The sequence below is a fragment of the Arthrobacter sp. GW460-12-1-14-TSB2 genome, from assembly GCF_059423525.1.
In genome coordinates, this window is sequence record NZ_JBWKYC010000013.1 from 24,853 (window position 1) to 37,969 (window position 13,117).

The following is a 13,117-nucleotide window of genomic DNA, read 5'->3' on the forward strand; positions in this document are numbered from 1 at the left end:
ACCGACGCTGTGCCACCGGATGATCGGCGGCTAGTCGGCGCCGACGCCGGTGACGAGCGTAATCCAGCCCAGATGCCGGGAGACGGCAGCGTGGTCGTTGTAGAAGCCGGTGAAACTGGACGGCAGGCCGCCAGGCAGAACGCTCGACGTCGACAGCACGCCCACCAGTCTTCCGCCGACGATGAGGGGTCCGCCGGAGTCCCCCGCCAGCGGGTGCCCTGTCCGCGACTGCGTCCGCACGGACAAGCCGCCAAAAGCGTCCGAACCCTGCCCCGACACCTCCACTCCGGCAGCCTTGACCTGGACGGACATGGCGCCGGCGCCCTCAGTCTCGTCACCCCAGCCGAATACGCGCGCAGGCGATCCCGCCGCCGGGAAGGTCCGGGACAGGCCGGCATAGATTGCGGGATGCGGGGTGGAGAGCTTGAGCAGCAGTACGTCGCCCACTGGCGACGGGTAGCGGGCCGCGATTGTCCGGACCACACCCCCGGCACCGAGGTACGGCGTGTCGAGCCGGACGGAACGAAGGCTCGCGGAGTCGCAGTGCCTGGCCGTAATCACCCAGTTGGCTGAAATCTGACTGCCCGTGCACGCCACCCTGGTGCCGGCGGTGTCGTAGGCGATCTGCACCGCGAAGGGTGCCTCGTCGATGGAAACCGTCTCGCCGCCGGCAATGTCCGTCCCGCCGCGCGAGGGTCCGACGAGGCCCGGGTCCGGCGCACCGGGCGCCGGGAGCGCACCGGAAACCGGCAGCGACGTAAGCGCACCGGACGCCGGCGCCCCCGACGCCGGCAGCGACGTCAGGGATATGAGAAGTGCAGCGGCAGCCGTCACACGCAAAGCGCGGAGAACCCGGGCCTTCAGGCGGCAACGCATTTTCATATGGTAGGACTCGCGCCCCGGAAAAGTTAGCCCTCACGCAACAGCCGGCCCGGACACGCAGGAGGGCGGTTCCCCCAAGGAACCGCCCTCCGGCTGGCGTGGCAGGCGCATCGCAGTGACCTTCCACACAGAGACTTCTCTGGTGGACCGCCGCCCACCGCGAGGCGGGCAGACGGTCCGGTAACGACACTACAATGCATTTGCCAGCATGTCACGAAGATGACAAAAGCAGTCATACCGCGGTGGGTATTGTGGGAGCCATGGAGCACACCCAGGACGCCAGCACCCCCACCGCCCAGCACATCTTCATCGACAAGGAGAACCCGGCCGTCTGGCGGGCGCTGAACGGTCTCGGCCTGAAAGCACGCGAGGCTGCCGATGAAGCCGGCATCAGCAGGGCCCTGACCGAGCTGCTGAACGTCCGCATCTCGCAGATCAACGGCTGCGCCTACTGCCTGAACATGCACGTTGCCGATGCCGTCAAAAAGGGTGAAACCACCCAGCGGCTTGCGGTGCTGGCCGCCTGGCGGGACACTGCGCTGTTCACGGAGCAGGAACGCGCGGCCCTGGCGCTGGCGGAGTCCATCACCACCCTGCCCGATGCCCACACCCGTGAACGGGAGGATGCCTACGCCCGGCAGCACCTGAACGCGGCCGAATACTCAGCGGTGAGCTGGCTGGTGATTACGATGAACGCCTTCAACCGCGTATCCATCACCAGCCAGCACCCCGTGCGGCCTGAGGCCAAGGAGGATCTCGCCGCGCGGGGCTGACCGGGCAGGGCTGACCAAAGAGGCTGATGCTAGGCAGGGTAGACGGCCACCGCGGTCGCCTTGATCACGAAGTAGACGGTCATTCCCGGCGCAAGCCCCAGGTCAGCCGAGGCAGCCGGGGTGATGTCCGCGGACATCCCGCCTGCCCGGACCCGGATCTGGTCGCCGTGTTGTTCCAGGTCGGTGACTGTGACGGGGAATGAGTTCCGGGGACTGCCGTGCGCGTCGCTCAGGAAGACGGAGACGGCCGACGGCGGGAAGGCAGCTACGCCGGGCTGCCCGGCCATGTTTGGCTCGCCTGGTCCAATCGGGAGGAGGTCCTCGTCCTGGTGGCCGGCCACTTCAAGACCCTCTGTTGTCCGGATGCCGGTGGCGGTGATGGTTCCGGGAATGAGGTTCAGCCCCGCCAGCCCGGCGGCAAACCGGCTTCGGGGCCGCTGCAGGACCTGCCTGGTGGGCCCTTCCTCGGCAATTTTGCCCCGTTCGAGGATGATCACCCGGTCGGCCAGCATCAGGGCGTCAAGGACGTCGTGGGTGATGATGATGGCGCGCCGCCCGGCCAGGACCTTCTTCAGCAGCCTGCGGAGCAGCGGCGCCGCGTGGATGTCCAATGCCGCCATGGGCTCGTCCAGTAGCAGCACTTCAGGGTTGGCCGCAAGGGCCCGGGCCACCGCCACACGCTGGGCCTGTCCGCCGGAGAGTTCCATTGGCCGCCGGGCCTCGAGGTCCCCGGCACCCACCGCGGCCAGCCATTCACGGGCCGCCTCCCGGGCCGCCTTCCTGGCCGTTCCGGCGCTGCGGGGTCCGAAGGCCACGTTTTCCAGGGCGCTGAGGTGCGGGAACAGCAGCGGCTCCTGCGCGAGGAGTGCCGTGCGGCGGTGGTGCGGTGCGGTCCAAACACTGGCGCCGCCGTCGAGGTCGAACAGCACTTTTCCGTCGATGACGGACTGGCCGGAATCGGGCCGCAGCAGTCCGGCGACGACGCTGAGGAGGGTGGATTTGCCGGCGCCGTTGGGGCCCATGACCGCGACTGTTTCGCCCGGCGCGAGGCTGAGGCCGACGTCGAACCCGCGGGCGCGCACGGTTGCCTGCATGCGAAAGCTCACCGGGCGCCGTCCATTCGTCCGCTTGCCGTGCCGCCCGCCGGGACACTGCGCTGGTCCTGTTGGCCGGGGCGCCGATACGTCAGCCCCACCACCGTCACGGCCACGGCCACCAGGACAAGGGAAAGCGCGACGGCGGCATCGGCGTCCGTTTCCCGCTGCAGGTAGATTTCCAGCGGCAAGGTCCGGGTCACCCCCTGCAGGCTCCCGGCGAAGGTGAGCGTGGCACCGAATTCGCCCAGGCTCCGCGCGAAGGACAGCACGGCCCCGGACGCCAGGCCGGGCAGCACCAGCGGCACGGTAACACGCCGCAGGACGGTGGTGGGCCGGGCGCCGAGGGTGGCGGCCACTGCCTCGTACCGACCGCCGGCGGTGCGAAGCGCGCCTTCCAGGCTGACCACCAGGAACGGCAGGGCCACGAAGGTCTGGGCAAGCACCACCGCCGTCGTCGAAAAGGCAATCTGGATCCCGGCAGCCTCAAGGCTCCGGCCCAGCAGGCCTTGGCGGCCGAAGGTGTACAGGAGGGCGATGCCGCCTACCACCGGCGGCAGCACCAGCGGCAGCAGCACAAAGGCGCGCAACAGGCGCTGGCCGGGGAAGCTCGAACGTGCCAGGACAAGGGCCAGCGGCACGCCAAAAACAATGCACAGCGCAGTGCTCGCCGCCGAGGTCCGCAGGCTGAGTCCAAGAGCCGTCAGGGAGGATTCCGACGTGACCAGCGGTATGAACTGCGGCCAATTGACGCGGGCGGCCATGGCCGCCAGCGGCAGGAGCACGAACACCCCGCCCGCCGCGGCGATGGCGTAGACCCAGCGCGGGACTCCGTGGTACCCGCTTCCCCGTCCTAGGTCCATGGTCTCCTTACGGTGCTCCGAAACCGGCGTCGGCGAGGGTCTTACTGCCTTCGGCACCGGTCACCAGGGCGATGAACGCGGCGGCAAGTTCCTTGTTCCGGCTCGAGCCTACTGTGGCGATGGGATACGTATTGACGGCCTTGCCGGCTTCCGGGAAGGGGATGCCCTTGACCTTGTCGCCAGCGCCCTTCACGTCCGTGACGTACACCAGGCCGGCGTCGGCTTCACCGGAGGTCACTTTGCCCAGCACGTCCGTGACTGACGATTCCTCGCTGACCGGCGACAGGGTGACGCCGGCGGCCTTTTCCACGGCGTCCGATGCTGCCCCGCACGGGACCTGGCTGGCGCAGACAACCACCTTGACTCCCGGCTTGGCGAGGTCGGCGAAGGACGCGATCGACGCCGGGTTGGAGCGTGGGACGGCGATCTGCAGGACGTTAGTGGCGAAGTTCGTTTCCGCCCCCTCGAGGAGTCCGGCGTCGGTAAGCTTGGCCATGTTCCTGGTGTCCGCTGAGGCAAAGACGTCAGCGGGCGCACCTTGGGAGATCTGCGTGGCCAGGTCCGAGGAGCCGCCGAAGCTGAGCGTCACCTTGGTTCCGGGGTTCTTTGCTTCAAAGTCGCTGGCGAGCTTGGTGAAGGTGGCCTTGAGCGAGGCCGCGGCGAAAACGGTAAGGGTCCCGGAGAGCTGCCCGGCCGTCTCCGAGGATCCGGCACCCGCAGTGCCGGCCGACGTTGACGCTGACGGAGCGCAGGCAGCCAGCCCGAAGGTAAGCGCGGTGGCCGCCAGCAGCGCGGTGGTGCGCGGATTCCAGGACTTCACACGATGCTCTTTCCCTGTGGCGTTTCAATGATCACCGTGGTGGCCTTGACGACAGCCGTGGCAATGGACCCGAGCTCCAGACCCAGCTCCCGCACGGCTTCGCTGCTCATCAGCGACACCACCCGGAACGGCCCGCACTGCAGTTCGACCTGGGCCATAACCCTGTCCGCAGTGATTCCGGTGACCAGGCCGACGAACCGGTTGCGGGCCGAACTGCCCACCCTGGTGGGATCCTCCGGAAGCTGGGCCTGGTCGCGGGCCAGGGTGGCAAGCTCGAACCCGTCAACGGCCAGGCGGCCCGAGTCGTCCTTCACCGGGGTGAGGCTCCCGTTCTCGGTCCAGCGGCGGACGGTGTCGTCGCTGACGCCCAGGAACCTTGCCGCTTCTGCGATTCGAATGGTTGGCATTTGTTCAGAATAACCTCATTTGCGGATAATGAGTCCATATTTGCCCGCAGATACTGACGCCAGGGGTTTTGTCCCTCAAGCCGGCGATCCTTGCCGAAGGCATTGGCTGGCGTGAACCATAGCCCCGCAGCCAGCAGCGGCAGTACGATTTTTCGTGGGGGCGGAGCCGCCGGCGCCAAGGAGCGTTGCCATGAAATGGATCAGGCCTGACAGTCCGGACTACGACGAATCCCGGAAACTCTTCAACGCGATGATCGACCGTCGCCCGGCCGTGATCGCCCAATGCGGAACCCCCGGCGAGGTGGCTGAGGCGTTGAAGCATGCACGCGACAACGAGCTGGCCGTGGCTGTCCGCGCAGGCGGGCACTCCGTGGCCGGGATGTCGATGAACGACGGCGGCCTGGTGGTGGACGTGCGTCCCATGAAATCGGTCAGTGTGGATCCGGAGAACCGCACCGTCACGGCCGGCGCCGGCCTCACCTGCGGCGAGTTTGACCGGGCTACGCAGGAATACGGCCTCGCCCTGACCGGAGGGCGTGTTTCCACCACAGGGCTGGCCGGCTTCACTCTGGGCGGCGGCTCCGGCTGGCTGGAACGGGCCTTCGGTTTTGCCTGCGACCATCTGATTTCGGTGGACCTGGTCACCGCCGCCGGCGAACTGGTGACTGCCAGCGCCAGCGAGAACCCCGAACTGTTCTGGGCCCTGCACGGCGGGGGCGGAAACTTCGGCGTGGCCACATCCTTCACGTTCGGACTGCACGAACTCGGTCCGAAAGTACACGCCGGCCTGATGATCTGGCCCGGGGAGGCTGCCACCGAAGTCAGCCGCGGATACCGGGAGCTTGCCCTCGCCGCGCCCAACGAGGAATGCGCAACCCTGCTCTATTTCACCGCTCCGCCCGAGCCGTTCATGCCACCGGAGATGGTGGGAAAGATGGCCGTTGGCGTGGTGTACATCTACGCGGGCGATGCCGGTGAAGGCGCTGAGCGGGCCAGGCCGTACCGGGCGCTCAACCCGGCGGTGGATCTGGTGGAGGACACCAATTACGCCGACTTCCAATGCTCCCTGGATGACCCTCCAGGCCTGTACAACTACTGGAGCGCCGACTACCACAACGAACTTTCCGACGACGCCCTGGACATCGTTATCGATTCGGCGCGCAAGCTGCCCGGCCAGCACTCCCAGCAGCTGATTGCACACTGGGGAGGCGCGGTGGGCGGACCGGCCGCGGCGGCCACGCCGCTGCTGAACCGCAACGCGAGCTGGGTCAGCCACCCGTTCGGCCTGGGCGAGACACCGCAGGAGGGTGACGAAGCCAAGGCATGGGTGAAGGATTTCCGCCACGACATTGCGCCCTACGCCACCGGCGGGGTGTGGTTGAACTTCATCGGCGACGAAGGCCAGGCCCGGGTCCGCGCCGCATTCGGGGATGAAAACTTCGACAGGATGTCCCGGGTGAAACGGGAATTCGATCCGGACAACGTGTTCCGCGGCAACCAGAACATCCCGCCCGCCCCGGAGTAGGGCGTGCAATTTTCAGCATCTGAAGTAGTTGTTTCTTCGCGGGACCTGTTGTGGGTCGATGTGGGGTGGCGGGATGAACCAGGGGATCCCGGTTTTGACGTGGATCTGCCATTGTTCCTTGTGGATCAGGTGGTGGTGATGGCTGCAGAGCAGGGCGCCGTTGTCTGTGCTGGTGGTTCCGCCGTGTGACCAGTAAGAGATGTGGTGGGCTTCGCACCAGGGTGCGGGGATGGTGCAGCCCGGGAAGGCGCAGCCCTGGTCGCGGGCGGTGAGGGCTTTGCGGATGTGCGGCGGGAACACCCTTGTGGTCCGGCCGATGTCCAGGATCCGCCCCTGGCTGCCGAGCAGGACGGGGATGATGTCCGCGTCGCAGGCGATTTTGCGGACGGTGGCGGCGGTGACGGGGCCGGTGAACGTGAACGAGCCCGTGCCCGGGATGCCCTGTTCGAGTTTGTCGAGCAGGTCGCGGTAGTCGATGGTCACCATGACCTGGGGCCGGAGCCCGCCCGCGGCAGGGAGCGCCCCGGCGGCCAAGCCTGCTTTGCAGGCGCCGACAAGGCCATCGAGGAGCTGCTGCGGGCGGGTGCGCTGGTCCAGGTCCTGCTCGCCTGGTTGGGTGCGGGGGTTGGTGGCCGTGTTCATCGCGGTGAGCAGGTGTTCGGTTTGCTCCGTGGTGGCGAGGATTTCCATCCGCTGGAGTCCGCGGCGGGGCTGGCGGAGGAACACACCCTGCCGGTGCCGGAGTTCGGTTTCGGTGGGTTCGGTGCCGTCCTGGTCGATCGCGTCCGTCCACTGCCGGGCGACCCGGGCGACGAAGTCGGTGTCCTGTTCCGTCGCGGTGCGGGTCAGGGCGTGTTCCATCCTGGCTGTGGTGTCTTCGGCGGCGTGGTGGCGGACCCGGTCCAACGCCAGCGTAACGATGGTCGCGGACCGGGAGCCCACGGACCCGGACGCCACGGCCTCGGCGAGTTCGGGCCGTTCCGCCGGTTGGGGGTGCCCGGTGGTCCCGGTCCTGGGCAGCACCGCCTCGGCCAGCGCCAGCCGGCGGCGGGCTTCGCCGGCACCGATCCGCAACCGGGCCCGGAGGAACTCGGTGGTGTTCCGGCACCCGTCATCGGCCGGGTCCGGTTCGGCGGGGTCCGGAGCTTCGTTACGCACTGCCGTCTTGGCAACGTGGTCCTCATCCGCCGGGCTGGTGGCCCAGCCGATGGGCCCGTGCACGGCAGTCTCGTTACCCCATCCGGTGGTCCAGGCAACCGCAGCACCCGAGCCGGACCTCGCAGAACCCGCAGCAGCCGAGGCCAGGCGGCGGGTCCGGTCCACAGCCCCGGCGGCGACCACCTGCAGATATTCCAGGGTCCGGGCGATGTCCTCAACGTTCGCCGCGAAGTCAGCAGCCTCCCGGAAGCCCATCACCCCGGCGTCCTCGACCGCCGTCGAACTGGCACGTTTGAGCAGCGCAAGGCTCCGGGGAAGATCACCGGACCCGCCGCCGTCGGACGCCAACGCCTGAGAAGGCTGCAGACCGGCGGGGACACTGCGCAGGCCCGGACCGGAAGAGAGCCGAACAGCAGAACCGGCGGCGGGCAATGCCGCCCACCGCAACGCCCCTCCTGCAGCGAGTTCCCCCAAGACCTCCATGGGACAACTCTGCCAGCGACCTACGACAATTTAGGGCCGCCGAGTCAGGACGACTGTGACCCTGCTGACGGTGAACTTACTGACGGGCGGCGCCGGTACAGCCACGCAAGTCCAAGAATGGGAAGCAGCAGCGGGATAAACGCGTAGCCGCGGCCGAAAAGCGACCAGACCGTTTCGTGCGGGAAGTTGACGGAGTCGAAGATGCTCAGCGCCCCGACCACCACCACGCCCACGAGTTCCACGAGAACGGCGGCCACTGACACTTTGAACCACGTCCTGCCGGGCCTCGCCAGGGAGACCGTGGCGACGACGTAAACGAGTGCCGCTAACGCCGAGAGCAGGTATGCGAGCGGAGCCTCGGAGAACTTGGTGAGAATCTGATAGCCGGCCCGGGCCGTGGCAGAGATGGCGAAAACTGCGTAGACAGCGATCAGCAGCCGCCCGGGCCCGGTGTTCCGGGTGTCCTTGGACAGGGCCTTCGGCGCCGCGTCGGTCTTGTTGACGGGGGTTTGCGGAGTCACTTCTTGTGCTTCTTCCACTCAGTACCAGATCTGGTTCATGCGGGCGGCCATGACAAGGGCGGTGACGCCCACGGCAGCCAGGACAAAGTTGCTCCACCGGGTGCGTTCCAGGATGGACCAGTACACGGCGCCAACGGGCAGGATCAGGGCGGTGATCAGATAGCCCCAGAATTCCCATGATTCCCCGGCTATCTGTTCTCCCGACGAAACGCGGACGATGGAGCCGACGAGGTAAACCAGCAGTGCCAGTTCGACGGCGGCCACGGACAGGATGGTGGCGTCGTTCGGGGCTTTATTCATGATCCCCGCCACGGCGCAGATGATCGTGGAGAGCAGTCCGACGGCCAGAATGATGTAAAAGTACGCGTCCATGCTATTTGCCCGGCTGTTCGTTGCTGGGGGCAAAAACGAGCACAGGCTTGGCATAGCCACCGGCGTCGGCCAGCAGGGCAACGAGCGAGCCGTCGGGCGCGAACGCTGCGGCGGGACTGTCTGCGGTAGCAGCCTCCGGGGTTCCGGCTGCCGCGCCCGCGGCTATGCGCCGGCCGAAGGAGATTTCAGTGGCTTCATCATCGCTGAGCTCCCGGTTCGGCATGAGCGCCCGCGCCGACTGGGACATCTCCAGAACTTCCAGTTCCTCCGCCAGCTGCTCGAGCGTCCGGGCCTGGTCCAGCGTGTAGGGGCCAACCTGGGTCCGCCGAAGCGCCGTCAGGTGGCCTCCTGTTCCCAGCGCCTCGCCAAGGTCGCGTGCCAGGGCCCGGATATATGTTCCGGACGAGCACTCCACCGTGACGTCCACGTCAAGGACTTCGCCGTCGCGCTCGGGGCGGAGCGAATGGACATCGAACCGGTGGATGGTTACGGGCCGTGCAGCAAGCTTCACGTCTTCGCCGGACCGGACGCGGGCGTACGCGCGTTCGCCGTTGACTTTGATGGCGCTCACGCTGCTGGGGACCTGCTGGATCTCGCCGGTGAGTGCTGCGACGCCGGCCCGGATGGCTTCTTCGGTGACCGCAGCGGCAGATCGGCTGCTGACCACCTCGCCTTCGGCGTCGTCCGTCACTGTGGATTCGCCGAGACGGATGGTGGCTGTATACGTCTTGGACGTGCCCACGATGTACGTCAGAAGCCGCGTGGCCTTGTTGATCCCAAGAACCAGCACACCCGTGGCCATCGGATCCAGCGTTCCGGCATGCCCCACTTTCCGGGTACCGGCCAGCCGCCGCATCCGTCCAACCACATCGTGGCTGGTCCATCCTTGCGGCTTGTCAACTATTACCAGTCCAGAAAGCACGCCTCCCAGTATATCCGCGCCCACGGCGCTCCCATTTCGCACGACGGCGGGCGGCCGGGTCCCGCGGCGGCCCGACGGCGGGCGGCCGGGTCCCGCGGCGGCCCGACGGCGGGCGGTTAGGATGGCAGACATGCCCGAGCTTGCCGCCCATGTCCGCGACTTTCCCGTCAACCAGATCCGCGAGATCACCGAAGCAGCCTGGGCCACCCCGGGAGCCATCGTGCTGAGCATCGGCGAACCAGGCTTCGCCGTCCCCCGCCATGTCCTTGAGGCCGGAATGGCATGCCTGGACCGCGACGAGACCAATTACACGCCGAATGCCGGAATCCCTGCCCTCCGAGAGGCCTTCGCAGCGAGGTTCCGTGAACACAACGGCGTCGAGGTCGGGTCCGGACGGGTCTACGTCGTGGACGGCGCCCAGCAGGGCCTCCACTTCGCCATGAGCCTGCTGCTCTCCCCCGGCGACGAAATCCTGATCCCCAATCCGGGCTACCCCACCTTCGCCATGACCAGCCAACTGCTGCACGCAGTGCCTGTACGGTACCCGCTATACCCCGAGCACGACTTCCAGCCCCGGATCGAGGACATCGAAGCCCTCATCACGCCGCAGACCAAAGTGCTGATCCTAAACTCGCCGTCCAATCCGCTGGGCGCGGTGCTGGGCGGCGACCTCACCCGCGGCCTCGTCGAACTGGCCCGGCGCCACGACCTGTGGATCATCTCCGACGAATGCTACGAGGCATTCACCTACGACGTCCCCCACGTCAGCCCCGCCCGGTTCGACAGCGACGTCCCCGGGGAGGCAAGGGTCTTCACTTCCTTGACGCTTTCCAAGACCTATGGACTGACAGGGCTGCGGATCGGCGCGCTGATTTGCCCGCCGGGGCTGGAGCGGAAGATGAACAATGTGATGGAGTCGATCGTTTCGTGCGTCGCCTCACCGTCCCAGTCCGCCGCGCTCGCCGCACTTGAGGGGCCGCAGGACTACGTCAGCCATGCCCATGCCCACTACCGGGCCAACCGGGACGCAGCTTCGGCAGTGCTGGCGTCCAAGGGCATTCCCTTCCTTTCGGCGCAGGGGGCGTTCTACCTTTGGGCCGATGTTTCCCACGTCAGCGGCGGCGAAGTGCGAACCTGGGTCCGTAAGTTCCTCGCTGATGCCGGGGTTTCTTTCGCGCCTGGCACGGCCTTCGGTTCCATCGGCGAAGGCTGGATCCGGATTGCACTCTGCGGCGTCCAAGCTGAACTCGTGGAAGGCCTTGGCCGTTTGCCGTCCCGCGACTGACGCCACACGCCCCGGGACTGCCGCCCCAGGTTCTGGGGCCGCCCCGCACGTTCTCGGGGCGCCCCGCACGGCGGGGGAACAACTCCCAGGTGGGGCAAAGAGTCCCTAGTGCGAAAGCCGCCCGCGCCTTAACCTGACCAGAGGGGCGGCACCGGAGAGGAACATCATGTGGTGGCAAGACCTGCTGTGGGGCTTCTGGAACGGTTTTACGGCGTGGATCGTGCTCATCGCGCACGTTTTCGGCGCGTGGGCTGAGTTCCCCTTCTACAACAACGCGAGGGCCGGCAATTGGTACGACTTCGGCTTCCTGTTGGGCATGGGATCGCCGCTTCTCGGCGGGCTGGGGGCGCGCGGCGGCCGCCGGTCGCGGACATAGTGCCGCGAACCAACCCGGTGCGGCGAACATGGCGGTGCGGCGGACATAGCGCAGTGCACCTCACGGCTGAGCCTCTAGTACTCGATCTCTTCCTCGGGCGGCGCCTGCTCGGGCGACCATGACATCCTGACGATGAAATGGGCCTCGGCAACATTCCTCGCGATGATGGCCCCTGCTGTGCCAGCCAATTTCACGCCGAACTGAAGTTCCAGATGCTTCGGCGCCAGGTCCCCCAGGACGTCCGCGGCGGCTCTTGCTGCCGGCCGGATGGCCGCGAGGGCATCTTCTAGCCTGCGCCCGGTGTCCTGGATCCCCTGGTCGTCCCGCGAGGGGTGTTCCACCCCGAAGCTGCTCTCCTCTGCTTCGACCAGGACCATGCCGGATCCGACTTCGTAGCGCAGTATCTCTGTCATGGCTTCCTCCGTATGCACTCCATATGCCGATTACTTGTGCCGGGAATGTGCTGCAGATTGCTGAAAACGACTGGGGCCGAGGCCGGAGTGGTGCTCAGCTCAGAGTGGAGGACAGCGCGTGCTCCAGCCAGGTCCGCAAGGCCGGCGCCGGCGCGGCTCCCGCCTGCCGGGCAATCACCATTCCGCTGACAATCACCATCAGCGTGGGGATGGCCTGGACTGCAAACCTCGCAGAGAGCCCGGGGGCCTTGTCCACGTCGACTTTGACCAGTTTGATCCGACCTGCCTTCTCCGTTGCCAGCTGGTCCAGGACCGGGCTGACCAACTTGCAGGGGCCGCACCACTCGGCCCAGAAGTCGATCAGGGCAGGCACGGTGGACTGCTCGGCGATGTGCTTGAAGTCAGCATCTCCGGCGTCGACAATCCACGGCAGGTCGTGGCGGCAGTTGCCGCAGCGCGGACGGCCGGGAGCAGCTGCCGGGATCCTGTTCGTCTTCCCGCAGCCGGGGCACCTGATAAGTCGCGGTTCCACTGCTCCGCGCTGCCTTCCGGCCGCACCTGAGGTCATGGCTTAATCGGACGCCTGCCAACCATTGCCGGATAGAGTCGAAGGTCCCGCCGGTCCGGCAGGCCGGAACCCCGAGGCGGAGGTCAGTATTCCGTGCGGTCCGGGTTGTCCCGCCACGCGTCAAAGGGGACGTTCGACGTCGGGATATCGGTTTGGCTGACCGGCATGAGTTCCGGGCGGGTGCCGTCAAAATATTCGTAGAACAGGGCGTCGTCGAACCCGGCAGCCGCGGCGCCGTGCCTGTCCGCGGCAAAATACACACGACCGATCCGCGCCCACAACGCGGCCGCCAGGCACAACGGACAGGGTTCGCAGCTTGCGTAGAGCACAGCTCCGCTGAGGTCGAAATTGGCGGATTCTGCCGCAGCGGTGCGGATGGCCACAACTTCGGCATGTGCGGTGGGGTCGTTATCCCGCGTTACCCTGTTGACGCCAAAATGGCGTTTTCCGTCCTCGGTGACCACCAGCGCACCGAACGGTCCGCCGCCGTCGGCCACATTCTGAACGGCGAGGTTGATGGCCTGGCCCAGGAAGTCCTGGATAGCGGCGGCTGAAGGTTGGGCATCCATGCTCCGATCATAGCCAGCCGGCCCGTAGTTCCGGTGCGCCGGGCCCGGCAGTTTGCGTGACCATCGACGATGCCGACGACCGGGAA

Annotated in this window: 16 protein-coding genes and 1 pseudogene; 4 read left to right on the forward strand and 13 right to left on the reverse strand. The window is 67.1% G+C overall.

All coding sequences use genetic code 11. The features are described 5' to 3' along the window. Positions 1-30: 30 nt before the first annotated feature. Positions 31-882 carry a S1 family peptidase gene (locus AC07YR_RS15405; RefSeq protein ID WP_494734486.1) on the reverse strand — a complete coding sequence of 284 codons (852 nt, stop codon included), beginning with the start codon at positions 880-882 and terminating at the stop codon, positions 31-33. A gap of 260 nt (positions 883-1,142) precedes the next feature. On the opposite strand from AC07YR_RS15405, the gene AC07YR_RS15410 reads away from it, so the two are divergent. Next, a complete protein-coding gene (locus AC07YR_RS15410; protein WP_494734487.1) occupies positions 1,143-1,655 on the forward strand; it encodes a carboxymuconolactone decarboxylase family protein in 513 nt (170 codons plus the stop codon). A gap of 29 nt (positions 1,656-1,684) precedes the next feature. Here the strand turns inward: AC07YR_RS15410 and AC07YR_RS15415 are convergent, their stop codons facing one another. The 5 genes and pseudogenes from AC07YR_RS15415 to AC07YR_RS15435 form a co-directional block, all read right to left on the reverse strand. After that, complete coding sequence (locus AC07YR_RS15415; protein WP_494734540.1) at positions 1,685-2,275, reverse strand: TOBE domain-containing protein; 591 nt, start codon at positions 2,273-2,275, stop codon at positions 1,685-1,687. Between the two features lie 54 nt (positions 2,276-2,329). Continuing rightward, positions 2,330-2,710, reverse strand: a pseudogene (locus tag AC07YR_RS15420) (ATP-binding cassette domain-containing protein); the annotation flags it as partial. Positions 2,711-2,757: 47 nt separating this feature from the next. After that, a complete protein-coding gene (locus AC07YR_RS15425) occupies positions 2,758-3,612 on the reverse strand; it encodes an ABC transporter permease (RefSeq protein WP_494734488.1) in 855 nt (284 codons plus the stop codon). 7 nt (positions 3,613-3,619) lie between these two features. After that, positions 3,620-4,432 (reverse strand): molybdate ABC transporter substrate-binding protein, encoded by an 813-nt coding sequence (gene modA / locus AC07YR_RS15430; RefSeq protein WP_494734489.1) that lies wholly within the window; start codon positions 4,430-4,432, stop codon positions 3,620-3,622. Then, positions 4,429-4,839 (reverse strand): TOBE domain-containing protein, encoded by a 411-nt coding sequence (locus AC07YR_RS15435; RefSeq protein WP_494734490.1) that lies wholly within the window; start codon positions 4,837-4,839, stop codon positions 4,429-4,431. Before AC07YR_RS15435 ends, modA begins: the two co-directional genes overlap by 4 nt. A gap of 190 nt (positions 4,840-5,029) precedes the next feature. Here AC07YR_RS15435 and AC07YR_RS15440 point away from each other — a divergent pair, with 190 nt between their 5' ends. Further along, the gene (locus AC07YR_RS15440) at positions 5,030-6,364 is read left to right on the forward strand and encodes an FAD-binding oxidoreductase (protein ID WP_494734491.1); all 1,335 of its coding nucleotides are present in this window, start codon (positions 5,030-5,032) and stop codon (positions 6,362-6,364) included. Between the two features lie 12 nt (positions 6,365-6,376). Here AC07YR_RS15440 and AC07YR_RS15445 read toward each other — a convergent pair whose 3' ends face one another. Genes AC07YR_RS15445 through truB form a run of 4 tightly spaced genes read right to left on the reverse strand, consistent with a single transcriptional unit; the run spans position 6,377 to position 9,820 of the window. Further along, positions 6,377-8,005, reverse strand: a complete 1,629-nt coding sequence (locus AC07YR_RS15445) for an HNH endonuclease signature motif containing protein (protein ID WP_494734492.1) — start codon at positions 8,003-8,005, stop codon at positions 6,377-6,379. A gap of 44 nt (positions 8,006-8,049) precedes the next feature. Beyond that, positions 8,050-8,526, reverse strand: coding sequence for a hypothetical protein (locus AC07YR_RS15450; protein ID WP_494734493.1), 477 nt, complete (start codon positions 8,524-8,526; stop codon positions 8,050-8,052). A gap of 18 nt (positions 8,527-8,544) precedes the next feature. Continuing rightward, positions 8,545-8,898 (reverse strand): hypothetical protein, encoded by a 354-nt coding sequence (locus AC07YR_RS15455; protein WP_055798430.1) that lies wholly within the window; start codon positions 8,896-8,898, stop codon positions 8,545-8,547. 1 nt (position 8,899) lies between these two features. Then, entirely contained in the window at positions 8,900-9,820 is a 921-nt protein-coding gene (gene truB / locus AC07YR_RS15460; RefSeq protein ID WP_494734494.1) for a tRNA pseudouridine(55) synthase TruB, read from the reverse strand. A gap of 130 nt (positions 9,821-9,950) precedes the next feature. Here truB and AC07YR_RS15465 point away from each other — a divergent pair, with 130 nt between their 5' ends. Beyond that, on the forward strand, positions 9,951-11,105 hold the full coding sequence (locus tag AC07YR_RS15465) for a pyridoxal phosphate-dependent aminotransferase (protein WP_494734495.1): 1,155 nt from the start codon (positions 9,951-9,953) through the stop codon (positions 11,103-11,105). A gap of 166 nt (positions 11,106-11,271) precedes the next feature. Further along, a complete protein-coding gene (locus AC07YR_RS15470) occupies positions 11,272-11,481 on the forward strand; it encodes a hypothetical protein (RefSeq protein WP_028272182.1) in 210 nt (69 codons plus the stop codon). Positions 11,482-11,555: 74 nt separating this feature from the next. Here AC07YR_RS15470 and AC07YR_RS15475 read toward each other — a convergent pair whose 3' ends face one another. From AC07YR_RS15475 to AC07YR_RS15485, 3 genes are all read right to left on the reverse strand, one after another. After that, complete coding sequence (locus AC07YR_RS15475; protein ID WP_055798436.1) at positions 11,556-11,894, reverse strand: CU044_2847 family protein; 339 nt, start codon at positions 11,892-11,894, stop codon at positions 11,556-11,558. A gap of 94 nt (positions 11,895-11,988) precedes the next feature. After that, positions 11,989-12,462, reverse strand: coding sequence for a thioredoxin (gene trxA, locus AC07YR_RS15480; protein ID WP_055798439.1), 474 nt, complete (start codon positions 12,460-12,462; stop codon positions 11,989-11,991). Positions 12,463-12,545: 83 nt separating this feature from the next. After that, on the reverse strand, positions 12,546-13,031 hold the full coding sequence (locus AC07YR_RS15485) for a nucleoside deaminase (protein ID WP_055798442.1): 486 nt from the start codon (positions 13,029-13,031) through the stop codon (positions 12,546-12,548). Between the last annotated feature and the right edge of the window lie 86 nt (positions 13,032-13,117).